This is a genomic window from Microbacterium sp. AG1240 (genome assembly GCF_003635115.1).
Lineage (GTDB): Bacteria > Actinomycetota > Actinomycetes > Actinomycetales > Microbacteriaceae > Microbacterium.
Genome location: NZ_RBXJ01000001.1, coordinates 567,954 through 590,709 on the forward strand (window position 1 = coordinate 567,954; position 22,756 = coordinate 590,709).

Below are 22,756 nucleotides of genomic sequence, written 5' to 3' on the forward strand. Positions count from 1 at the left end.
TCAACGCGATGAACGGCCCCGCGGCTACCGCTTGACAGTGCGAGCGCTGCGGCGAGCGTGCCGTGTCCCCCAAAATGCCTACATCGGTGTCGTGAGGCCGCACGTAACCTGAAGGGGCGCTCACTCGCGCATCGGGCAAGTCATCCCCCCACGTACTTGTTCCGATCTGAGCGCCGGCCCCCGGCGACGTTCATCCCCCCAGAACGAACCGGGGGCTCACTCTTGCCATCGGTGGGCCTCGTCAGGGGCGTCCCATCCCGTAGTACGTCCATCCCGCGGCGCGCCAGGCGCCCGCGTCGAGGCAGTTGCGTCCGTCGATGACGATGTGGCCGTTGGTCAGCGAGGCGGCGTGCTCGGCGGAGAGCTCGCGGCGGTACTCGTCCCACTCGGTGACGACGATGACGGCGTCGGCGCCGCGGAGGGCCTCGTCGCGGTCTTCGACGTAGTTCAGCTGCGGGTGGATGCGGCGGGCGTTGTCGATCGCGGCGGGGTCGGTGATGGTGACCCAGGCGCCGAGGCCGTGCAGGCGCACGGCGACGTCGAGGGCGGGGGAGTCGCGGATGTCGTCGCTGTGGGGCTTGAAGGCGGCGCCGAGCACGGTGATGTTCTTCTTGAAGACCTGCCCGTCGAAAGCCTGCACGACGAGGTCGACGGCGCGGTCGCGGCGGCGGAGGTTGATCGCGTCGATCTCGCGGAGGAACGCGACCGATTCGCCGCGGCCGAGCTCCTCGGCGCGGGCGGCGAAGGCGCGGATGTCCTTCGGCAGGCACCCGCCGCCGAAGCCGATGCCGGCGCCGAGGAACCGGCGGCCGATGCGGGCGTCGTGGCCGATGGCGTCGGCGAGGGTGGTGACGTCGGCGCCGGTGACTTCGGCGATCTCGGCCATGGCGTTGATGAACGAGATCTTCGTCGCGAGGAACGCGTTCGCGGAGACCTTCACGAGTTCGGCGGTGGCGTAGTCGGTGATGATGAACGGCGTGTTCTTCGCGATCGACGGGTGGTAGACCTCGCGGAGCACGGATGCGGCGCGTTCGCCCTCCTCGGTGGCGCCGTTGGCGTCGGAGGGGACGCCGGCGACGAGGCGGTCGGGGTCGATGGTGTCCTGCACCGCCCACCCTTCGCGGAGGAACTCGGGGTTCCACACCAGGGTCGCCCCCGTGGGGGTGACGCTCTCGGCCAGGCGCGCGGCGGTGCCCACCGGCACGGTCGACTTGCCGGCGACCAGGTCTCCCTCGCTCAGGTAGGGGAGGAGCCCCTCGACGGCGGCGTTGACGTAGGTGAGGTCGGCGGCGTAGCCGTCCTTCTGCTGCGGTGTTCCGACGCCGACGAAGTGCACCTTCGCGCCCTTCGCCGCCGACATGTCGGTGGTGAAGGTGAGGTTGCCCGACGCGATGCCGGCGGTCAGCAGCTCCTGCAGGTCGGGCTCGAAGAACGGCGCCTCACCCCTCGACAGCTGCGCGATCTTGCGCTCGTCGACGTCGATGCCGACCACCTCGTGGCCGATGGATGCCATCGCGGCGGCGTGCACCGCACCCAAGTACCCGCAACCGATCACGGACAGACGCATGAGACTCCTCAAGAGGGACGAAAGGGACTGCCTGGAAGCCGGCGATCGTTGGCGGCGGACGAAGAAGCGCACCGAAAGGCGATGCCTCTTTCTAGCAGACGCACATCACCGGCGGATGTCGCGCGCCCGACCGGCGTGAGGAGGATTAATCGCTCCGAAACAGGGATTTCATTCCGGGCGGCTAGGTTCATGACTATGGAACAGGCATCTCGTCCGGGGTGGGGGCGTCGATGACCTCGATGATGGATCGGCTCACGCCGCGTCGCGAGGGCGATCGCCCGACGCGTCGTCGTGGCCATCTCGTCGTCGGCGGCGGGTGGCGACGCGGCGCGCGCATCGCACTGCTGATCGTGCTCGGCGGTCTCTTCGCCGGTGCGATGACCCTCGGCATCCTCAGGTTCCTGAACATCATCGTGCGCGTCGCTGGCATCCCGCCCGAGCTCGTCGGGCTCGTGATCGCTGTCGCGCTGCCGGTCGCGGCGCTGGTGATGATCGCGCTCTTCGTGATCCCGGTGCACGTCATCCCGACGATCGCGCTGGTGATCCTCACCCTCGCACCGACGCGGTTCATCCCGAGCGACGGCCCGTTCAACGCGTTGCCGCCGCTGGCGATCCTCATGGGGATCTGGGTGTTCAGGCGCATCGTGCTGAACCAGACCCCCGCCGAGAACCTCCCGGTCGTCGGCGAGCGCCGCCCCATGGGTCCGCGGTTCGCCATCGGTGCGATCGCCGTGCTGCTGCTGTTCTGGCTCATCGCGAGCACGGCGTTGGAGGGCGGATCCGACACCACCGTGGGCTGGACCCTCGCCTTCGCCGTGAGCGTGCTGATGCCGCTCCTGGTGCCGAACGCCCGCGCCGAAGCACGTCTGCTGGCACAGGTCGTCCTGGTCGTCGGTGTGCTGGTGGGCCTCTACCTGCTCGTCGAGATGGTGCTCAAGTTCTCGCCGGTGTACGGCCCGCCCACCGAGGAGTTCGAGTTCTCGGTCTATCGGGCACGGGCCGCGTTCTCCCACCCCCTGTTCGCGGCGGCGTTCATGACGATTCCGGCGTCGATCGGCATCGGCGCGTGGCTGCAGTCCGGAAAGCTCTGGCCGCTCTTCGCCGGCGCGATCTCGGTCGGCGGCATCGTGGCGACCGTGTCCCGCGGCTCCGTTGCGGGGGTCGGTGTCGCGGTGGCGTTCGCCCTTCTGCTCGCGCCGTTGTTCCTGGGGTGGAAGAACATCTCGCGGTGGGCGCAGCTGCTGGTCGTCTCCGTCATCGGCGCGGTCGTCGTGCTGAACGCCGGGCCCCTGGTGGAGAGATCCGACTCGATCGAGTCGCAGATCTCGGCCGACGTCCGTGACCGCGCCGTGGACGTGGCCTTCCGGGCGGCCGACCTCTCCGGATGGATCGGCACCGGACCGGGTACCTCCGGAATCACGTCGCGGCTGTTCGACACGATCATCATCGAGAACTCCATCCTCCAGCTGCTGATCAGCATCGGCATCCCCGGGCTGATCCTGTTCGCGCTGTTCATGACGGCCCTCATCTGGCAGGCGTGCACGCGGGGCAATCTGAGCGTCATCCTCGCGATGGTGGCCTACGTCGTCGCGCTCGCCGGGTTCAACTCGATCGATGCGGTACGCACGATGCACATCCTTCTCGGGTTCCTCGTGATCCTGGCCGTCCACGGTCGGGGCGACGATGCGGCTCGGTGGGGGCGCGGGCCGGATGCTCCCCGGGCGGCTTTCGAACCGACAGATCTTCGGAGCACGGCACCCCCCGAACGCCTCGCACCTGAACCTGTTCTGCGGAGGGGGTGACGGTGGGCTCGGGGGGGCGAGGTCTAGGGGCGGTCGCATCGCGGGGAGCCGCGGTGACACTCGGTGCGCAGGGGGTGCGCATCCTCGTGCAGCTGGGCGGCATCGTGCTGCTGGCGAGACTTCTCTCCCCGGCCGATTACGGGCTCACCACGATGGTGATCGCGATCATCGGAGTCGGAGAGATCCTCCGTGACTTCGGTCTGTCGAGCGCGGCCATCCAGGCCAAGACGCTCTCCGTCGGGCAGCGATCGAACCTGTTCTGGATCAATACCGGTATCGGAGCGCTCCTGACCGCGGTCGTCGCCGCGCTCGCGGTGCCGATCGCGGCGTTCTACGACGACGATCGACTGGTCGCCGTGACGTTGGCGCTGTCGGCGACGTTCCTGCTCAACGGCATCTCGACCCAGTTCCGGGCCGATCTGAACCGCCGGTTTCGTTTCGGTGCACTCGCGTCGGTGGAGATCTCGGCGCAGGCCGTCGGGCTCGGTATCGCCGTGATCATGGCGGTCGTGGGCTTCGGGTATTGGGCGCTCGTCGCCCAACAGGTCATCCAGGTGCTCTTCCAGGTGCTGGTCCTGCCGCTCGTGGCACGGTGGATGCCGGGGCTGCCTCGACGGGGCGAGGAGATGCGCAGCTTCTTCGACTTCGGTGGGCCGCTCGTCGCCTCGCAGGTGCTCGTCTACGCGAGTCGCAACGTCGACGCCCTCGTGATCGGACGCGTCTTCGGGGCGTCGACCCTCGGCTTCTACAATCGGGCGTTCCAGCTCATGACGCTGCCCCTCAATCAGATCAATGCGCCCTCGTCGCGAGTCGCGCTTCCCACGCTGTCCAGGCTCCGCGAGGAGCCGGCGCGGTACCGGGAGTTCCTCACGTTCGGGCAGATCACGCTCCTGAACATCGTGAGCTTCGTGCTGGCGCTCTGCGTGGCGCAGGCAGCGCCGATCATCGCCATCTCGTTGGGATCGCAGTGGGCGCCGTCGGTGCCCCTGTTCCAGATCCTGGCGGTGGCCGGACTCTTCCAGGCCGCATCCTTCGCCACGTACTGGGTCGTGCTCTCCCTCGGCCGCACCAAGCGGCAGTTCTGGTACACCCTCATCACGCGGCCGCTCGTGATCGGCCTGATCATCGGCGGAGCGGTGTGGGGGGTCGAGGGCGTCGCCTGGGCGTACGCCCTGGGGAACGCCCTCCTGTGGCCCATGGGCATCATCTGGCTCGTGCGCGGATCGATCGCCCCGGCCGGGCGACTGTTCGTCGGAGCGCTGCGGACCATCGTGGTCTACGCGCTGGCTGCCGTGGCCTCGTACGCGTCGACGATGGCGATCCCGGAGAGTCTGTCGATCGTGCGCATCCTCGTCGGGGCGGTCGTTTTCCTCGCCGCACTGGCCCTCGTCGCCCTGGTGTTCCCCCCTTTCCGCCGCGACGTGGTCGCCATGGCGGGCGCACGCCGTTTCTTTCGCCGGCAGAGGTCTGCCCGCACCGCCCCGCCGTCGACCGAGCCCCAGGAGGCCGACGTATGAAACTCCGCAGGATTCCGAAGCGTGTGCAGAAGGAGCTCCGCGGGCTCGTCGATCGTGTGGGACACACGCGCCGCCGGTTCGGTGCTCTGGTCGAGGCGTCCGTGGGGAGCCCGGGGGCGTCGCATCACGTGCTCGTCGCCCCTCCGGGTGCCGGGAACATCGGAGACCAGGCGATGGTCGAGGCGTTCGTCGCCGCGGCCGACAAGCCCGTCACGATCATCACCCGGACCGACAATGACTTCCGTCTGCCCGTCGATCTCGCCGACCAAGCGACGATCCAGGCGCTGCCGAACCTCTTCTACGGGCAGGGGTCCGCGCACGAACGCGACGTCCGCGCCCTCGGCCGTGTCCTGACCGGCGCCGCGACCGTGTCGATCATCGGTGCCGACATCATGGACGGCGTCTACACCCTGCGCCCCTCGATACGGCGCGCGACCCTCGCCGCCTCCGCCGCGCGCCGAGGATTCGACACGACGGTCATCGGGTTCAGCTGGAACGGCGCCGCACCCCGCCCCGCGTGGGACGCCCTGCGCGCGGCCGGGCAGGCGGGGGCGCGACTGCTGCTGCGTGACCCGGAATCTGCGAGAAGGGTGCGGGAGGCGGGCATCGTCGGGGTGGTCGAAACGGCCGACATCGTCTTCACCGACGACCGGCTGGCCTCAGCGCTCCCCGACGTGGCCGCGTCGTTGCCGCGCCCGTACGCGCTCGTCAACGCGAGCGGTCTGATCGCCCGCACGGTCGATCAGGTGCCCGAGTATGCGCTGCTCATTGAGGAGCTGCGCTCACGCGGGCTGCACGTGGTTCTGCTGCCGCACGTCATACGCGCAACGGCCGACGATCTCTCGGCCTGCCGCGGTGTCGCCGCCTCGGTCGGTGGCGCCGGTGTGACCTTGATCGAAGAGATGCTCGCTCCGTCGGTCATCCGCACGCTGGCCGACGCGGCGACCGTGACGATCACGGGCCGGATGCATCTCGCGGTGATGTCGCTCTCGAGGGGAGTGCCGGCGGTCACCGTCGCGACGCAGGGGAAGGTCGAGGGCCTCATGAGGCTCTTCGATTGGCCGCAACTGTGTGTCGCGCCGCGACGTGGAATGGGGGAGGAGATGGTCGCGGTGGTGCGCAGCATCCTCGACTCCGACGACAGTCGAGCGCGTGTCGAACGCGGACTGGTCCGTGCCCGTGGGGCGGCGCGGGCGAACATCGAACGAATCGGTGCCGGCGCCTCGGGGTAGCCGGCCGACGGGGGGAATGGACAGTGGGGACAACGAAAGTGCGCAGCAGCGTGCTGCTGCGCGATGACGTGGGGAAACGCGACTGGGTCGACTTCGTGAAAGGAGCGGCGATCATCCTGATCGTCGCCTATCACGTGGCGCTCTTCCTGACCTCGATCGGGATGGATGCTGCGGGGATCGGCCGCGCCCGATTGGTGCTCGACCTCTTTCCGATGCCCGCGTTCTTCCTCATCTCGGGCATGTTCCAGACCCGGGTGGGGAGCTGGTCGTTCGCTGATCTCTGGCGCCGACGGTTGCGTCAGTACCTCTACCTCTATGTTCTGTGGTCGATCATCCGGTTCGTGTTCTACCTCGTCGCCCCGAACGTGCGCTCCGACGGCGCGGGCGACTCCGCCCAGGATCCGCTGGCGCTCCTGCTCATCCTCGTGTGGCCGATCAGCTCCTACTGGTTCATCTACGCGCTGTTCCTGTTCACCCTCGTCGTGTGGCTCTTCCGGAAGGCGCCGCCGGCCGTCCTGCTCATCATCTCGGGAGTGCTCAGCACCCTCTCCGCCTCCGGGGTGCTCGATACCGACAACTCCGGGTTCAACCGGATGCTCGAGTACCTCTTCTTCTTCGTCGTCGGTGCGTACGCCCACAAACGCGTATACGGCGCGGTCGAGCGGATGCGCCCCTGGAAGGCGGTGGCGGTATGCGTCGCGTTCGCGGTCACGATCGGTGCCACGTTCGTGGTCCCGGGCCTTCTGCGCGTGCCGGGCTATGAGCTCATCGCGCAGGTCCTGGTGGTGGCGGCCGGCTTCGCGCTGGCTTCGTACCTCGTACGGCTCGCGCCGCTGAAGTGGGTCAGTTATGTCGGACAGCGCACGCTTAACATCTACCTGGTGCACATCTTCATCATCTCGCTGCTCGTGGCGCTGGTGTCGCTGATCCCCGGGATCGAGAGGCCCCTTCCCGACCGAGGGCTGTCGGCCATCTTCCTCCTGACGGCCGTCGTGGTCGCCCTGTCGATCCTGCTGACCCGGTACCTGACCCGCGTCTCGTGGTTGTTCGTCTATCCGTTCCGGCCGCGCACCGCCCGTGCCGTACCCGCCGACGAGGCGCTCGGCTCGACCCGCCCGAAGACCGACGGCGACGAGGGGATCACGAGATGACGACGAGCAGGCTGGGATGGGCGGACGTCGCCCGTGGCGGCGCGATGATGCTGGTCGTCCTCGCGCACACGCTGCAGCTCATGGAGGTCGGCGGGTGGGATCTGGGCTGGCTGGACACCCTGAACATCTTCCTGACGGCGATCCGGATGCCGTTGTTCTTCCTCATCTCGGGAGTGTTCGCGGCGAACGCCATCCGTCGCACCTGGGGCGGGATCTGGCGCTCGCGGCTCGCGCTTCTCATCTACATCTATTTCCTGTGGTCGCTGATCCGAGCCCTCTGGTTCACCGTCGTGCCCTGGCCCCTCGGCGACACCCACCCCTGGGTGGCGCTGGCGATCTCGCCGGTCTGGCCGACGAACGGTCTGTGGTTCCTAATCGCCCTCGTGCTGTACATCGTGATCGGCCGACTCACAGCGCGGTGGCCCCTGTGGATCCCCCTCGTGCTGTCGGGGGCGGTGTCGGTGCTCGCGGCGTACGATCTCGTTCCGACCGGCGGCAACGGGGTATGGCGCTCGATCGGTCTGTATCTGTTCTTCTTCGTCCTGGGTGCCCGGTTGCCCGAGGTGTGGAAGATGATCGCGGCCCGGTCGACGGCCCTGCTGCTGATCCCCGCGATCGTGGTGATCCCGCTGGGTTTCTTCCTCTTCACGCGGTTGCCGGATGCTGCGGAGGGGATCGCGCGGGTGCTGCTGTCGATGGTCTGCGTTGCCGCATGTCTCGTCATCGCCGCGATGATCGCGAAGGTGCGATGGCTCGCAGCCCCGTTCTTGGCCGTCGGCACGCGCACGCTGCCGATCTACGTGACGCACGCCATCCTTCTCGCCGTGCTCGTGCCTCTCGTCCCCGTGGGAAGCGTTCCGGCGGTGGTCGTCGCTGTGGCGATGACCGCGGTGGCCATCCTCGTCGCACTCGGCCTCTTCTTCCTGCTCGGCCCCGTGGGTGGTGTCTACAACCTCCCCCAGCCGATCGCTCGTCGCCTGGCCCGTCAGGCCGACGCGACCTGACGGGGTGGCGCGAGCTCACCGCTCCGACGGGCGGGACAGATGGTTCTCGATCACCTCGGCTTGCGAGAGTGCCGTATCGATGCCGCTGACGGAGGGTATGCCCGGAACGCTTCCGACGTACGCCAGTAGCGTGCCGGCGTCGCTCGATCCCGACGCCCCGAAATAGGTCACGTCGAGGCGATAGTCGTCGGCGACGGTGTAGAACTCCTCGAACAGGGCGTTCCATCCGGCGGCCGATTCCGCGGATTGGACCCCGCCGCGCCCACCCGAGGGCCACCCCACCTCGCCGACCGCGCAGCGCACACCCCAGCGGGTGCACCAGTCGCCGAACTCGCGCAGGCGCTGGATGACCGCGCCGTTCGCGGCCCCCGCATCGAACGGGCCGCGTTCCTCGGCGTAGAAGTGCTCGGAGTACACGACGAGACCGAGCTCGTCGGTGATCCACGGTCCGTCGGGCGCGATGGCAGCGAGCCTGCCGCGGGTGTCGCTCAGGATCCCCTCCACCCACACCGTGTGCTCATCACCGGTCGAACGGATCGCATCGACGGCCACCTGCGCGAAGTGCTTGTAGGTCTCCACGCCGACCGACCAGCGCGGTTCGTTAAAGATGTCGTAGGCGAGCACGTCGGCGTCGTCGCGGAATCGGTCGGCGATCGTCGACCAGATGGTGGTGACGTGCTCCTCGGTGATGCCGTCGCCGCACGAGATGCTTCCCTCGACGTACTCGCCCGCACCCCAGGGGTACGTGCACCCGTTGTGCAGGTCGATGAGCGTACGGATGCCCGCTGCCCCCGCACGGCGCACCTGCTCGGCGACCATATCGAGGTAGGCGGTGTCGACAGGCTGGGCGAGGCCGTCCTGCGCGGTCCCGCCCGCCGGGATCTCCTGCAGCCGCTGCCAGGGAACGGCGAGGCGCACGATCGACACACCTCGGCTCGCGAGGAAGTCGTAACTGGACTGCGGCTCACCCACATCGTCCACGGATGCGCCCGCGCCCGCGAAGATCAGGCTGTAGACGTTCACTCCCCGGAGGTAGTCGTACCCCCGCAGGTAGTCGGGGTCGACAGCGGCGAGCGGTGGGCTGTGCCGGGGAACGGCGAACGCGACGGCGATGGCCAGCACGGCGACGGCGGTGCCGGCCCCGGCGAGCCAGTGTGTTCGCCCGCTCGGCGGACGCCGACCCCGCGCCATCGCGCTCTATTCCGGGGCGCCGACGGGGGCGGGAGCCACCGACGCGCCCAGGGGAGCGAGCCAGACGGACTCCACCACGGGGAAGACCGCGTGTGCGGAGTGCTCCGAGACGAACCGGGCGTGGGCGCGTTCGGCCATCGTCGTTCGGCGCCCCTCGTCGCCGATCAGCTCGGACAGCGCGTCGGCGAGGGCATCGGCGTCACCGGGCGCCACCACCACCCCGTGTCCGTCCCCGAGAACGGCGGGGATACCCCCCACCGCCGTCGAGATGACGCCCGCGCGACGTGCCATCGCCTCGAGGATGAACATCGGCATCGCCTCGTCGCGGGAGGGGAGGACGGCGATCGAGGCGTCATCGAGGATGCTCATCAGACGCTCGTGCGACACGCTGCCGAGGAACGTCGCCTGGGGCAGAGCCGGGTCGACGAGCTCTTCGTCGCGGACGGGGCCGGCGATGAGCAGCGTCCATTCCGGATGCGCCGGAGCGACGCGACGCCAGGCATCCTGCAGGACGTCGATGCCCTTCCGATGCGACACGACCCCCCCGAACACGATGGTGCGGCGCTTGTCGTTCGCGTCGCCGTCGGGTATCGCGTTCGGGATGAGACGCACGCGTCCTTCGCCGACCGTGCGCGCGGCGATCCGGCTCGCCTCGTCGGACAGCGTGATGACCTGGGCGCAGACGTTCAGGACGTCGGCGACGGCTTTCGGATGGGCGGCTTCGTACTGCGCGAATTCACTACCGTGCAGGTGGGCGATGACGGGGAGCCCCAGCCGAGCCGCGTGTATAGCGAGGCGTCCTTCGCGCAGGAACGAGCCGCGCTCGGAGAGATGGACGACGACGACGGCCGCACGACGCGACCGGGCGATCGCGGTGATGCGACGGCGGGCGGCGATGAACCGGCGGAGCGCGGTGAGATGGTCGCCCGGGTTTCCGCGCGACACGACCACGGCGACGTCGGACCGGTCGAATCTCCAGGCGAGGTAGGCGTTGATGACCTGCGTCATGCCGCCGGGGACGTCACCGGCTCGGCCGACGTGGAAGACGACCGGACGTGCGAGGCTCTCGCTGGCGCTGCGCCGCCGCACGACGTCCGCGACGGCGGGTCTGCTCTCCTCGGTCGATCGGCCGATGAGGGCGTGCAGGTCGTCACGAACGCCCCGCAGCCGCTCTCGCGCGGCGGGCAGGGCTCCCAGGATCTCGGCGCGCCGTTCGACGAGCGACTCGATGCGGGACGCCAGCTCGTCCGCTTCCAGCCCGATGGTGTTGACGGCGATGCCGTGCACCCCGATCGTGTCGAAGTGACGAGAGATCTTCGTCGAGTCGTCGAGCTGAAGGCCGACGGGCACAGCCCCCTCGGTGTAGCCGGCGATGATGACGTGCAACCGGTCGCTGGCGACGACCTGCGCCCGTCGGTAGAGCTGGCGAAGGCGCGCCTCCTGGGCCGCGTGCCCCTCGAGCGACGGCCACCCCACGACCTCGTCGGCGCCCAGGTCTTTCGCGAGCCGGCGGCTCCGTTCGTCATCCACCAACACCTGCGTCGCAATGGCGATGCGGAGGCCGAGTCGACGGGCGGATTCGCGGATGCCCTCCATCCAGGCCCGGTCGGGGTAGGGGCGGGGGGCGACCTCTTCGTCCTCACGGAGTGAGACGACGAGGAGATCGCGACCGTCGCCGGGCTCGGCGATCATCGCGCGCACGGCGTCGTCGGAGAGGCCGTCGGAGTACCCGAGATCGGGCATCGCCGGCCCGAAGCCGAGATACGAGGCGGTGTGGTCGTCGCGCCACCGGGTGTACGTGCTCAGGGCGCTGGACGGCCACATGATGGCGCGCGGGAGCGGGGCGAAATTGCGGGCGCCGGCCCCGATGCGGGCGACTCTGCCGCCTCGCACGCGCACGAGAGCCACAGCGGGGAGCATGACGATGTGTTCCTTCATGCCGACCAGCGTGAGCTGCACCTCTCCCGGTTTGTACAGGGAGTCGGCCCTCCCCGCCCAGGCCTGTCGGATGAGCGCGACGTACCACTTCGCGAACGATCGATAGACCGTATCGGCGGGCTCGATCCCGAGGCCCTCGTCGTAGCCGGGCGGAGAGTGGCCGACGTAGACGTGAAGGTTGCCCGCTTCGCGCGCCCACTCGAGGAGGGGACGGCGAAGGAGCACGTCGCCGATGTTCTCGTATTGCCCGCGTCCGATGGCGAAGATCTCTCGGCGCTCGGCGCGCGGCCCGGAGGACTCGCTCATTCTCACGCGACGTGCCACAGCGGGCTCGGCGAGAGATCGGTGTCGACCACGCGGCGTCGAGCGGCTTGCTCGCAGATCTCCCGGGTCAGGTCGGGCCCCTCGACCGAGATGCCCACACCCATCTCGGTCACGATGTCGGCGAGCTCGACCTGGTGGTCGTCGACGTGTTCGTTGCGTGATGCCCGTCGCACCGCGTACACGGCGAAGATCCCCGCGGTCAGCATCTCCACCATCGTTCCCACACCGGTGTGCGTGATCACGAGGTCGGCCTCGCGAGCCTGACGCGCGAACTCCTCGGGCTGGAGGAAGTCGTGCACCGTGCCCGGGAGGTCGTCCCGTGAGGTGTAACCGAGCTGCCACACGGTGTCATCGTTCGCCAGACCAGTGGCGAGGAACGCATCGATGACGGAGTCGAAGCGGTACCCCTCGATCGTGCCGAGCGCGACGAACACGCGACGGATCCGCGGGGTCTCGGCGGTCGTCTCTGCGCGGAAGTCCTCCAGGACGCTCGGATGCGACCTCCAGTGGTCGTCGGCCCACTGCGAGTTCTGGGTGCGAAGATGCACCCCCGGTATCCGGCGCAGTATCTGACCCGTCAGCGAGGGCCCGCGCAGCCTGCTCGCACTCTCGACGTACGTGCTGGGTATGCCGTGGAACGCGGCCATCGGCAGCGCGACCGTGGCGATCGCCGCACCGGTGCTGATGGCGGCATCGAACTGCTCCCGACGCAGGATGCGCTCCAGCGCGGGCGCCGACGCGATCGTTCCCTTCAGATCGCGCGGGCCGATGTACGGCAGCACCGCCATTCGCTGACCCTCGAGCAGATGCCGGCTCTGCAAGGTGTCGAACGTGACCCAGAGACTCTCCGGATCGGAGCCGAACCTCCGGCTCAGTCGAATGAGCTCGGTCAGGTGCCCCCCGCTCGAGCACACGAACAACACTTTTCCCCCGGAACCCGGGATCTCTTCCCCCACGTGCTTCCCCCACTGTGCGTCGTCAATCGACGGATGCAACGGCGACCCAGCCCCTCGCCCCCACACAGGCCAGAAGCAGATCGCGTCGCTCGCGTCCCCCTGCGGTCAAGATACGCCTCGGAACCAGTCGTACCTACTGTGTGATCAGGTCTTCACGTGGAGGTATCCGGCGTGCAACAATCGACCCTGCACTCTCGGTGCCCGGCGAGCCGTGCCCACGGCCGTGTCCGCGCCCGGTGCGAGCGTTAACGAAGATGTAACGCGCTTTCGGAGCGGGTTCGCCTCCGCCGCCCGTATGGTGGCTGCCAGCGGGGCCTCGCCCCGGCGATCGACTCCGGATCCACTCGCCTCCAAGACAGGGCCCACTCTCATGGCTGCATCGCACGCCGGCACCTCCATCGGCACCGACTCCGTCTCGCGGCGCGGGTTTCTGACGCTGGCGGCGGGCGGGCTCGGCGGTATCGCGCTCGCCGGAGGTTTGCTCACGGCCGCCGACGCTGCCGACACGGCGTCGCCCGCCCCGAAGCTGCCCGGTGAGTACTACCGGAAGGCCAATCAGCGCACTGTCGCCGGAACGCTCTTCGACAACATCAACGTGCGGATCAACGGCGACGTGGCGAGGATCTTCCTCCCTCAGACGGCCAAGCCGGGCAGCGGCGTGCCGGTGCCGGTCGTGTGGTTCTACCACGGCTCCGGGAGCGACCACAACGCGCTCGAGGGCGGGTTCAAGACGGCGGCGCACGCGGTCGTCGACCGCGGTTCGATCGCCATCTGCCAGACGGCCGGTGGCACGTTGTACTCCCACCCGACGGCTGTCGCTCTCCAGATCGCCGGCTTCGACTACATGCGCGGTCTGTTCACGATCGCCACGAACGTGCTGCGCTCGACGTCGGGCGGAGGGGCGCTGGGCACCGAGACGTACGCCAGGCAGCTCATCACGAACGTCGCCGGGATGTACGTCGTCAACGGCAGCTACGACCTCCGGGCGCACTACGAAGCCGGCGGGCGGCAGACCGAGGCCATGCAGGCGGTCTTCGGCGACCCCGCCAGCATCGATGCGGCGAACCCGGCACGTCACGGCTCGTCGGCGTGGACCGGCAAGCGCATGCGGATCGTGGTGTCGGCCCCCGACGACAGCGACGATGTCGTGCCCCCCGCGGAGCACGGGCTCGCTCTGCGGGCCACCGCGCTGCCGACAGCTGGCGAAGCATCGTTGCGCACGCACACCAGCGGACACAACACCCCGTCGTGGTCGGTCACCGATTTCGTCGCGACGATGAACAGCTGGGGCGTGCCCGACCAGCCGATCGTTGTCGACACCGTCGCTCCCGTCGTGAGCATCATCTCCCCGTCCGCGGGGGCGGTGCTCAGCGGAGTGGTGACGGCGCGCGTGTCGGCGACCGACAACGTCGGCGTCGTCGACGTGGGCCTCTTCGCGGGCTCCCTCCGCCTGGCCACGGCCGTGAAGTACAGCGCCTCGGAGTGGCGGGTGACCTTCGACACCGCAGGACGCGCCAACGGCACGTTCACGATCACGGCCAAGGCGGCGGATGCTGCGGGCAACACCGCCACCTCGGCGGGCGTACGGGTGACGATCCGCAACTGAGGCGGGTTCTACTCCTCAGCCCTCTTCGAGAGGTGCCGTTCGATCACCTCGGCTTGCGAGCGCGCGGTGTCGATGCCGCTGCGCGCGGGGATGCCGGGTTCGCTCGGCACGTAGGCGAGGAGCATTCCGAACCGGTGGGTTCCCGACGCCGCGAAGTAGGTGACGTCGAGCTTGTACTGATCGGCGATCGTGTAGAACTCCTCGAAGAGGGCTGCCCACCCGTCGGCCGATTCGCGCGAGAACTGCTCGCCGGGCCCGCCCGCAGCCCATCCGACCTCTCCGACCGCGCAGTGCACCTCCCACCGCGTGCACCAGTCGCCGAACGTTCGCAGCCGCGTGAGGATGGTGCCCGTCTCCTCCTCCGCGATGTACTCGAGCTGCGAGTCCGCGTAGAAGTGCTCCGAGTAGATGATGCGGCCGAGCGGGTCGGTGATCCACGGGCCCCACGGGGCGATCGAGGCGAGCCGGCCGCGTTCGTCGCTGAGCATGCCTTCCACCCAGATCGAGTGGGTGTCGCCGGTGGAGCGGATCGCGTCGACGGCGACCTGCGAGTAGTACATGTAGACGTCGACGCCCACCTGGAAGCGCGGTTCGTTGAAGATGTTGTACGCCGCGATGTTCGGATCGTCGCGGAAGCGCTCGGCGATGGTCGACCAGATGTGGGTCACGTGGGCTTCGGTGATCCCCTGCCCGCAAAGGACGCTGCCCTCGATGGGTGCGCCGGCACCCCAGGGATACGTGCAGCCGTTGTGCAGATCGATCACCGTGCGGATTCCCGCCGCTCCCGCGCGCGACACCTGCTCGGCCACCATCTCGAGATACTCGAGGTCGACGGGCTCGTTCAGGCCGTCGATGGCGTCGCCGCCGTCGGGTATCTCCTGCAGGCGCTGCCACGGGACGGCGAGACGAACGATCTTCACGCCACGCTCGGCGAGGAAGTCGTAGCTGGACTGGGGTTCACCCAGAGCGGTCACCGGCACGCCTTTGCCGGTGAAGATCAAGCTGTAGACGTTCACACCCCGGAGATACTCGTACCCGGCGAGGTACTCGGCGTCATCCCCGGTCGTCAGGGCGGTGTCATCGACCGCCTCGGGAGCCGTCGGCGACGGCTCCCCTGAGGTCATCGAGGGGAGAGTGACGGACAGTGTGACGAAGAAGAAGGCAAGGGCGAGAGCGACAGCGGCGAACGCGTACCTGCGGCGGACCCGCACCTCAGGCGGCCACGCGCTGCGCGGCCGCGTAGTCGAGAGCTCGTCCAAGTACCGCACCGCTTGCGGCGGAGGAGAACCGGTCGAGCCAGTCTTCGATTCCCGTCACCTCCAGGCGGGCAGCCGCGTGCACGGCGTCAGCGATCGCGGACGGGGAGTCATCGAAGGCGAGTTCTCCGGTGATGCCCGGGATGAGGGCGTCGGCGACCCCCAGGGCTGTCGAGATGCCCACCGAGGGGACGCCGTGCGCCGCGGCGTCGATCAGAACGCGGCCGAGTCCGACCGCGCGGTGCGGAAGGAGCACCACCGCGTTCGGGGCGAGCCGGGCGGCCCACTCTTCGCCGTGCGGTGAGACGGTGAACGTCACATCGGAGCGCTTCGCGAGAGCCGCCACCTCGCGAGCGAGTGGCCCGCCGGCCTGGGCCACGACGTTCGTGGGCACACCCCGGGAGTTCAGCTCCTGCGCCGCGAGGATCGCGAGGTGGGGCCGGGTCGATGCGACGAGTGGGCTGGCGATGACCAGTTCGATAGCGGCCGAGGGATCTGCCGAGCGCGCGACCCGCTGCGCCGCGGCCGGGAGCACGGGATCATGCACGACCAGGCTTCGGCTCGCCGGCACGCCGAAGGCGGCGCTCATTTCGGCGCTGATCGGGTGGGACGAGCCGATCACCAGGTCAGCGTCCGCGTAGGCGCGCCGAGCGCGGCGGATGCGCCGCATCGCGGTGATACCGGGTCGGGCGAGGCCGGAGGTGAGGAGTTCGAGCTCGGTCAGCACGAGGATCGGCCTCGGCGCCAATGCGGCAACGGCTTCCACCGCGAGCAGGTTGGGCTCCGTCTGCAGAGCGAGAACGACGTCGAACGGCGTCTCCGACAGCAGGCGTCGGATGCTGCGGACCTTCCCGTTCCGCCCGGCGTCGGCATCGGGGTACCTCACCGTCACCGCGTCCGGCAGGTCGGCGGAGGGGTCCGCCGGGTCGGCCGACACGGGGACGACGGTGACGTCGTACCCCGCGTCGGCCAGCCATCGCAGGCGGTCGACGCCGATGTGTTCGGCGTCGCCGCCCGTCAGCCGAGTGACGATGACCGCGATGCGGCGCCCGTCGTTCTCGCGGTGTTCGGTGAGGGCTCGATGTTCGTCATGGAGAGCAGAAGACATTCGTGAGCCCGCTTCCGGATGAGGTGATGTCGTTGTCGCACGCAACCTTCACCCGGCGGTTCTTGTCGTGAACCCAGACGCCGTACCCGGAGGAGTTGGCCGTCCCCGTGTTAGCGAAGAATTCGTTGTCGTACCCCCAATTCGACCACACCATCGACGAATATGCATGCTCGACCGCGTCGGAGCCGTCGTTGTAGGCGACCGTCCAGTCGTTTCCGGTCACCAGCACCCACCCCAGCGAGCGGGACCCGGGGAGGGATCCGGTCAGGGTATTGCCCCCGATGATTCCTCCGGTGGTGCCTTCTTTGGCCTCGATGTGCTCCGCGCCCGTGTCGGAGATCGTGTTCATGATGATCTTGTTGCGGTCGGACTTATCGGGCTGACCTGCCGTCACCTCCGACCACCGGCGCTGTGACGTGCCGATGTATACGCCCTCGCCGTACGCGACGTCACGCACTCCCGTGCGGCTGATGACGTTGTATTGCACGGCGCTGTCGGTCGTCTGCGAATAGAGGTGAATGCCTTCGTACCCGATGTTGGATACCGCGAGGTCGCTGACGGTCACGTCGCGGCTGTTCTTCACCATCACCCCTTGCAGCGACGTGTTCACGCTGAATCCGGCGACATGCACGAAGGTCGAGAAATGCACCCGCAACGCCAGGCCGGTATTCACCGAACCGGTCTGAAGGACCGCCCCTCGGCCGCCGCAGAGCCAGACCGGCTGGTCAGCGGTCCCGAATACCTGCAGCGTGAATTCGCCGGTGTAGACCCCGTCATTGAGTCGGATGACCGAGCCGGGCTGGGCGCTACCGAGCGCGGCGGTGAGTTCGGCGGGGGTGGAGACCGTCGTCGTCGCGTCCGGGCATTCCGCGATTCGCCCCGGGGTGTCGAGGCTGGGCACGGAGCGCACCTCGCCGACGACGAAGGAATCCATGTGCGTGATGCGCGAACTGGATTTGGCGTTCTTCTGTCCCGACCCGACGATCTTGATCGTGTGCGTACCGGGGCCGACGTCGGCTTGATAGCCGACGACGCCGGTCACGCTCGAAGGGGCGTAGTTGTCGACCGTCGCGACGGTCTTACCGTCCACGATGACATTCACGATTCCCGCGGTGGGGGAGTTCCACGTGTACCAGGTGATCGACGCACCCGTGAACGTCAGAGTGGCGGACGCGGTCGTCGAGCTCGTGTGACGGATGCTGCCGCCACTGGACCCGGACGACGTGAGCTTCGACCAGGTGCCGGTGTAGACGATATTCGGCGAGCTGTCTTCATACGTCCCTGCGGGGGACACGGTCGTCGCCGCTTGCGCGGGCGTCACCGGGGATGAGATCAGCACACCTGTGACGGCGAAGAGGAATGCGAGAAGGAAGGCGCTAAGCCTGCGGATGGGTCGGTCGAACATCATCAGCCCCTGAGATCGGCGAACAGAAAGGCGCTCGCCTACCTTGCGGCTACCTCTCGGCGAGGGCGAGCAGTGCGCGGTGAGCACGCACAGATGTTTTCGCCGTGATGCATAGCGCGAAGCGCCTCAGGTCGCGTCGTCGAGCGACCGCCCACATGTTTTGCATGGTGAGGGCGCGTCGTCGCTCCGTGATCAGAATCGCCCGCTCGGCGGGGGAATAGCCCGCGAACAGAGCATCCTTCAAACCCGACAGATGGATGTACCGAGCGCGGAAATAGCGGTAATCGTTCGATGCCTTCAGACCGAGACCTGCAGCGTCTCGGCTGACTGCTGCGTCGATAATAGCGAGGCTATCGGATCGTTTGGATACCGAATTTATGATCGAGTCGTCCCTCAGTAAATACTGGTAAACAAGTGGTGACGAATATGTTACGCGGCGTGCGTGAGTGAGCGCATCGGCGACCATGACGAGGTCTGATTGCACGCGTGCGGGGGCGAAGGACGCCTTTGCCATGACGTCGCGGCGAAACAGCTTGTTCCAGAGGTGTCCGGTGATTTCTCCTCGAAGGAGCATGCGGAATCCTTCTCGACCCGAGGTGGGAGCCGAGACAGGAGCGGAGAGTCGTCGACGCGAACCGTCTCTGTACACGAATTCCGCGTCGGCGACCACGACGTCGGCATCGTTGCGCTGCGCGAGCGCGACGAGTGTGCGCAGGGCGTCGTCCGGCCACGTGTCGTCGGCGTCGACGAACCACAGGAACTCGCCCCGCGCCTCCGCGACTCCGCGCTGGCGCGCTCTCGCGACACCCCCGTTCTCAGGGAGGGCGAAGAAACGGACCCGGGGGTAGGTCGCGGCCAGTTGCTCGGCGACCTGGGCGGTGCCGTCGTCGGAACCGTCGTCGACGACGATGATCTCGAAGGGGGCCTCGACCGTCTGGCGATCGAGCCGCTCCACCGCCGCCGGCAGATGCTCGGCAGCGCGGTAGGCGGGGATGATGACGGACACGAGAGGACTGGTCATGGCCGGCTTCCTATCCGTGGGTGCGCGAGCGCAGAGCGGCGGTGAGGTCGTTCAGGACGGTCCGAGCGTGTGCGACGGAGCGCATGATCTCCGAGCGGCGACGCAGCGCATCCGTCATCACCGACAGGGCCTCGTCGTAGGACGGGAGGGCGCGGGGCACACTGGTGCCGACGATGTTCGCCCCCTCGAGAGTGCGCGTGACCTTGTCGAGCGGGCCGGTGGTGAGAGCGACCGGCACGGCGCCCTCGGTGGCTCCGATGACAGCCGCGTGCAGGCGGTCGCTGAGGATGATCGCGCTGTCGCGGTAGACGGCGCGCAGCCGCTCTTCCTGGCGCGCGTGATTGTCGTCGGCCCAGGTGATCGCCGCGCACCCGAGTCGCTCCGCCAGCTCGTCGGCGAGGGGGCCGTCGCGTTCGATCTGCGCGAGCACGACCGGCTCGAGACCGAGACCGTCCGCCAGCCGGCGAACCGTCGCGATCCACTCCTCCGTTGGCTTGTCGCGCGCGGCATGGCTGAGGCCCTGGCGCACCGCGATGGCCAGGAAGGGGCGGGGTCGGGTGTCGTCCGACAGGAGCTGGTCGTCGGATCCCAGCGCGAACGCCCAGTCGGGGGTGACCGAGCCGATGCCCATGATGCGCCGGCTCATGTCGTCGCGCCAGGTGACCATCGTGCACAGTCGCAGCACCGCAGCGATCGGGCGGCGCCACGGAGTCGACTCGCGCACGCCCGTTCCCAGCTGCACGGCGTAGCCGCCGCGAAGCCGGTTGACCGCGAGGAGCGGGGCGAGCTTGAGATACCGGCGCGCGAACGGCGCCTGTGCTTCGGTCTCACCGGTGTCGAACGCGTAGATGCCGCGCCCGGCGAGGAGCTGGCGTGAGACCGCCCGGCGCCACTCGGCGCCATTGCGGACGGCGATGTCGCCCGGCTGCAGGCCGAGGCCGCTGATGTAGTCGTCCGACTTGTCGCCGACGTACACGCGCAGCGATCCGAGGGTACGGAGGTGGTCGAGGAAACCGCGGCGCAGGACCGTATCGCCGACGTTGTCGAACTGGCCGACCGCCGACACCATGACGGGCGGCCGGGGGCGCGGGCCGGTGCGATCGGGCGACGTGCGTCGCGTGGCCTTCTCGATCGCGCGCAACAGGAGCGCCCCGCTGTTGTCGCTCGAGAAGCGCCGAGCCCACTCGTCGACACGATCGATGGATGCCGAGCGCGCGCGCAGGATGGCGGCGGCCAGATCTTCTGGGGTGCCCGCGAGAGCCAGCTCGCCCGAGACCGTGGGAACGAGGGCGTCGGCAACCCCGTAGGAGTTCGAGACCGCGACGCTCGGTATGCCGCCCAACGCGGCTTCGACCAGCACGTTGCCGAAACCCTCGCGGTAGGACGGCAGCACGGCGATCGCGTTGGCCGGGGTGTCGGCGACCCAGTCCGACGTCCACCCCGGAATGGACAGCGGCACCTCGGCCGCGCGTGCAGCGTGCTCGAGCTCCCCGAGTCCCGGGCCCTGACCGAAGCACACCAACCGCGCGTCCACGCCCTGCGCCCGCAGGATCGCGGCCGCCGCCACGGCCAGCGGAGCCCGCTTCTGAGGCACGAGGCGCATGGGTAGAACCAGGTTGAGCGGTGCGTCGGGGTCGAAGGGCGCGGGAGGCTGGCGGTGACGTGCCCTCACCTCTGAGCGTTGCCCCGCCGGGTTCGGCACGATGACCAGCCGCGAGCGCAGCACGCCGTACGCCCCGATCAACTCGGCGGCGACGGGGTGGGAGATGGCCACCACGACATCGGCTCGCCGATAGAAGCGTTGAGCGGCCACGAGCTTCAGTCGCTCTCCGCGCGTCGGGGGTTCGCCCTCGCGCGAGGTGATGTTGCGCTCGCTGATCAGCACGGCCGGCCGATTCGCCAACCCCACGGTCGCGGCCAGCGCGAGGAGGTTCGGATAGCTCTGCACCGCGACGAGAGCGTCGGCCGGCTCGCGAACGAGCTCGCGCCGCAGAGCTCGAACCAATCGGGCATGGCCCGTCGCGCCGAGCGGGCGCACCCGAGCGCCCCCGGGCAGCCGGGTCTCATCCGTCGGCGAGGTCGTGATGATGCGAGTGTCGTGCCCGTGGGAGGCAAGCCACTCCGCCCAGACGCGTGCGACGAACTCCGCACCGCCACCACTGAGCTTGGTCGTGAGGATCGCGATGCGCACGGCTGAGCTCTCCGGTCAGTCGGTCTTGCGAGCCGGTTGCAACTCGCGATAGAGCGACGTCGACGGGTCGGCGTCGCTGCCTCGCACGGGGGCGTTCATCATCACCACGCCGATGACCTCGACGCCGACGGCCTCGAGGGCCTGCGCCGCCGAGTCGAGCTGGCCGGTCGTGACGCGGCCCGCCGATACCGCCAAGACCGTCGACTGGGCGACGGATGCGGCGAAGATCGTGTCGCTGAGCGGGAGCGCGGGCGGAGCATCGATGAAGACCATGTCGTGCGACGCTCGGAGCTCTTTCACCACGTTGCCGAGCTCAGTCCCCGAGAGCAGCTCGGCAGGGCTGTCGACGCTCTTGCCCGCAGCCAGCACGGTGATGCCCTCGGTCTGGTGCAGCGACGGGGTGAGCTCGGCGTCTCCGCGGAGCACCTCCGCCAGGCCGGGTCCTGTCAGGCCGAGCAGTGCGGAGAGGCGGCCCGAGCGGAGGTTCGCATCGATGACAGCCACACGGACACCGAACTCGTTCATGGCCAGAGCGATGTTGGCGGTGAGGGCGGAGGTGTTGTCACGGGGCGTTGCGGCCGCGATCGCCACGACGCCCAGGCGCGCATCGGGCGTGTGGCCCAGGGTGGCGGCGATCGTGCGGTAGGCCTCTGCCTCTCGACCGAGCGGCTGGGAGATGAGTGCCACGCCGGCCGCGCCGTGCGCCGCAGGTACTCCGCCGAGGATGCGTCGCTTCGACAGTGCCGCCGTCTCGGTGATCTCGTCACGGGTGTGGATGCGGCGGTCGGTCGCCGCGGCGACCGCGAGCCAGATGAGGCCGACCGCGAGACCCGCACCGAGGCCGATGGCGACGTTGACGAGCAGATCGGGGGTCTCGGGCTTCGGCGGGGCGATCGGCTCCTGGAGGGTCTCGATGCGAACGGGCGAAGCGCCGCCGGTCGAGGGTGTCTCGACCTCGGCGATGACCTCGGTGAACGCGGTGATGTAGGCCTGCGCGAGCACCGCGGCGTCGCCGGCCGTGCCGGCTTTGCCCGAGAGCTGCAGGATCGGCGTGTTCAACGTGGCTTCGACCTCGAGGTCGAGGGCGAGCTCCTCAGGCGTGTCGCTGAGGCCGAGATCGGCGATGACGACCGAGAGCACCCGCTCGGAGAGGGCGATCTGCTGGTACGCGACAGCCTTCTGCACGGCGAAGGTGTTGGCCTGCACCAGGTCGGAGGAGCTGGCGCCCACCGGAGCGTTGTAGGTCACGACGAGTGAGCCGGTCGCTTTGTACGTCGGTGCGATGACGGCTGTCGACAGGGCCCCCGCCGTACCCCCGACCAGCGTGAGGACCACGACGACCCACCACCATTTGCGAAGAGCTCGAAGGACCGTGGTGCTAGTCATTGCGTGTTCCGTTCGTCTGTGACGCTGGGGCCGAACCGTCGGGGGGATCGGTCAGACGGACCACGTCTGCGGTTCCCCCCGGGCCCGCAAGACTTCTTGAA

General features: G+C 68.7%; 16 protein-coding genes. 6 read left to right on the forward strand and 10 right to left on the reverse strand.

The features are described from left to right. Positions 1 to 241: 241 nt before the first annotated feature. Positions 242 to 1,567: a UDP-glucose/GDP-mannose dehydrogenase family protein gene (locus DEU34_RS02660; RefSeq protein ID WP_121148617.1), complete on the reverse strand. Its 1,326-nt coding sequence runs from the start codon at positions 1,565 to 1,567 to the stop codon at positions 242 to 244. 230 nt (positions 1,568 to 1,797) lie between these two features. Between DEU34_RS02660 and DEU34_RS02665 the strand changes: the two genes are divergently transcribed. The 5 genes from DEU34_RS02665 to DEU34_RS02685 are packed head-to-tail and all read left to right on the forward strand — an operon-like array spanning position 1,798 to position 8,273. Then, entirely contained in the window at positions 1,798 to 3,369 is a 1,572-nt protein-coding gene (locus DEU34_RS02665; RefSeq protein ID WP_121148619.1) for an O-antigen ligase, read from the forward strand. A 53-nt stretch (positions 3,370 to 3,422) separates the two neighbouring features. Next, positions 3,423 to 4,886, forward strand: coding sequence for a lipopolysaccharide biosynthesis protein (locus tag DEU34_RS02670; protein ID WP_220659915.1), 1,464 nt, complete (start codon positions 3,423 to 3,425; stop codon positions 4,884 to 4,886). After that, positions 4,883 to 6,118 carry a polysaccharide pyruvyl transferase family protein gene (locus tag DEU34_RS02675; protein WP_121148623.1) on the forward strand — a complete coding sequence of 412 codons (1,236 nt, stop codon included), beginning with the start codon at positions 4,883 to 4,885 and terminating at the stop codon, positions 6,116 to 6,118. The genes DEU34_RS02670 and DEU34_RS02675 overlap by 4 nt, the downstream gene beginning before the upstream one ends. A 23-nt stretch (positions 6,119 to 6,141) precedes the next feature. After that, the gene (locus DEU34_RS02680) at positions 6,142 to 7,269 is read left to right on the forward strand and encodes an acyltransferase family protein (protein ID WP_183042322.1); all 1,128 of its coding nucleotides are present in this window, start codon (positions 6,142 to 6,144) and stop codon (positions 7,267 to 7,269) included. After that, positions 7,266 to 8,273: an acyltransferase family protein gene (locus DEU34_RS02685; RefSeq protein WP_121148627.1), complete on the forward strand. Its 1,008-nt coding sequence runs from the start codon at positions 7,266 to 7,268 to the stop codon at positions 8,271 to 8,273. Before DEU34_RS02680 ends, DEU34_RS02685 begins: the two co-directional genes overlap by 4 nt. A gap of 15 nt (positions 8,274 to 8,288) precedes the next feature. On the opposite strand, the gene DEU34_RS02690 is transcribed toward DEU34_RS02685, so the two are convergent. From DEU34_RS02690 to DEU34_RS02700, 3 genes are read right to left on the reverse strand one after another with little or no spacing between them, the layout of a single operon-like run. Further along, entirely contained in the window at positions 8,289 to 9,464 is a 1,176-nt protein-coding gene (locus tag DEU34_RS02690; RefSeq protein WP_121148629.1) for a glycoside hydrolase family 5 protein, read from the reverse strand. A gap of 6 nt (positions 9,465 to 9,470) precedes the next feature. Beyond that, a complete protein-coding gene (locus tag DEU34_RS02695; RefSeq protein ID WP_121148631.1) occupies positions 9,471 to 11,708 on the reverse strand; it encodes a glycosyltransferase family 4 protein in 2,238 nt (745 codons plus the stop codon). A 2-nt stretch (positions 11,709 to 11,710) separates the two neighbouring features. Beyond that, positions 11,711 to 12,514, reverse strand: coding sequence for a glycosyltransferase (locus DEU34_RS02700; RefSeq protein ID WP_147423992.1), 804 nt, complete (start codon positions 12,512 to 12,514; stop codon positions 11,711 to 11,713). A 538-nt stretch (positions 12,515 to 13,052) separates the two neighbouring features. On the opposite strand from DEU34_RS02700, the gene DEU34_RS02705 reads away from it, so the two are divergent. Continuing rightward, positions 13,053 to 14,288, forward strand: coding sequence for an Ig-like domain-containing protein (locus DEU34_RS02705; protein ID WP_121148635.1), 1,236 nt, complete (start codon positions 13,053 to 13,055; stop codon positions 14,286 to 14,288). 8 nt (positions 14,289 to 14,296) lie between these two features. Here DEU34_RS02705 and DEU34_RS02710 read toward each other — a convergent pair whose 3' ends face one another. The 6 genes from DEU34_RS02710 to DEU34_RS02735 all read right to left on the reverse strand — a co-directional run bounded on the left by DEU34_RS02710 (position 14,297) and on the right by DEU34_RS02735 (position 22,655). Further along, positions 14,297 to 15,412 carry a glycoside hydrolase family 5 protein gene (locus DEU34_RS02710; RefSeq protein WP_147423993.1) on the reverse strand — a complete coding sequence of 372 codons (1,116 nt, stop codon included), beginning with the start codon at positions 15,410 to 15,412 and terminating at the stop codon, positions 14,297 to 14,299. Between the two features lie 88 nt (positions 15,413 to 15,500). Continuing rightward, positions 15,501 to 16,652 carry a glycosyltransferase gene (locus DEU34_RS02715; protein WP_121148639.1) on the reverse strand — a complete coding sequence of 384 codons (1,152 nt, stop codon included), beginning with the start codon at positions 16,650 to 16,652 and terminating at the stop codon, positions 15,501 to 15,503. Further along, the gene (locus tag DEU34_RS02720; RefSeq protein WP_183042323.1) at positions 16,633 to 18,144 is read right to left on the reverse strand and encodes a right-handed parallel beta-helix repeat-containing protein; all 1,512 of its coding nucleotides are present in this window, start codon (positions 18,142 to 18,144) and stop codon (positions 16,633 to 16,635) included. Before DEU34_RS02720 ends, DEU34_RS02715 begins: the two co-directional genes overlap by 20 nt. Further along, positions 18,107 to 19,078, reverse strand: coding sequence for a glycosyltransferase (locus DEU34_RS02725; protein ID WP_121148643.1), 972 nt, complete (start codon positions 19,076 to 19,078; stop codon positions 18,107 to 18,109). Before DEU34_RS02725 ends, DEU34_RS02720 begins: the two co-directional genes overlap by 38 nt. A 10-nt stretch (positions 19,079 to 19,088) precedes the next feature. Next, positions 19,089 to 21,269 carry a glycosyltransferase gene (locus DEU34_RS02730; protein WP_121148645.1) on the reverse strand — a complete coding sequence of 727 codons (2,181 nt, stop codon included), beginning with the start codon at positions 21,267 to 21,269 and terminating at the stop codon, positions 19,089 to 19,091. A gap of 15 nt (positions 21,270 to 21,284) precedes the next feature. After that, a complete protein-coding gene (locus DEU34_RS02735; RefSeq protein ID WP_121148647.1) occupies positions 21,285 to 22,655 on the reverse strand; it encodes a polysaccharide biosynthesis tyrosine autokinase in 1,371 nt (456 codons plus the stop codon). Positions 22,656 to 22,756 lie beyond the last annotated feature (101 nt).

Excerpts from the sequence above, each read along its gene's own strand:
- DEU34_RS02700 (WP_147423992.1), bottom strand. The coding sequence starts at position 12,514 with ATGGCGGTGCTGCCGTACATCGGCCCGCGCGATCTGAAGGGAACGATC.
- DEU34_RS02710 (WP_147423993.1), bottom strand. The coding sequence starts at position 15,412 with ATGACCTCAGGGGAGCCGTCGCCGACGGCTCCCGAGGCGGTCGATGAC.
- DEU34_RS02685 (WP_121148627.1), top strand. The coding sequence starts at position 7,266 with ATGACGACGAGCAGGCTGGGATGGGCGGACGTCGCCCGTGGCGGCGCG.
- DEU34_RS02660 (WP_121148617.1), bottom strand. The coding sequence starts at position 1,567 with ATGCGTCTGTCCGTGATCGGTTGCGGGTACTTGGGTGCGGTGCACGCC.
- DEU34_RS02725 (WP_121148643.1), bottom strand. The coding sequence starts at position 19,078 with ATGACCAGTCCTCTCGTGTCCGTCATCATCCCCGCCTACCGCGCTGCC.
- DEU34_RS02675 (WP_121148623.1), top strand. The coding sequence starts at position 4,883 with ATGAAACTCCGCAGGATTCCGAAGCGTGTGCAGAAGGAGCTCCGCGGG.
- DEU34_RS02695 (WP_121148631.1), bottom strand. The coding sequence starts at position 11,708 with ATGAGCGAGTCCTCCGGGCCGCGCGCCGAGCGCCGAGAGATCTTCGCC.
- DEU34_RS02735 (WP_121148647.1), bottom strand. The coding sequence starts at position 22,655 with ATGACTAGCACCACGGTCCTTCGAGCTCTTCGCAAATGGTGGTGGGTC.
- DEU34_RS02705 (WP_121148635.1), top strand. The coding sequence starts at position 13,053 with ATGGCTGCATCGCACGCCGGCACCTCCATCGGCACCGACTCCGTCTCG.
- DEU34_RS02665 (WP_121148619.1), top strand. The coding sequence starts at position 1,798 with ATGACCTCGATGATGGATCGGCTCACGCCGCGTCGCGAGGGCGATCGC.
- DEU34_RS02715 (WP_121148639.1), bottom strand. The coding sequence starts at position 16,652 with ATGTCTTCTGCTCTCCATGACGAACATCGAGCCCTCACCGAACACCGC.
- DEU34_RS02690 (WP_121148629.1), bottom strand. The coding sequence starts at position 9,464 with ATGGCGCGGGGTCGGCGTCCGCCGAGCGGGCGAACACACTGGCTCGCC.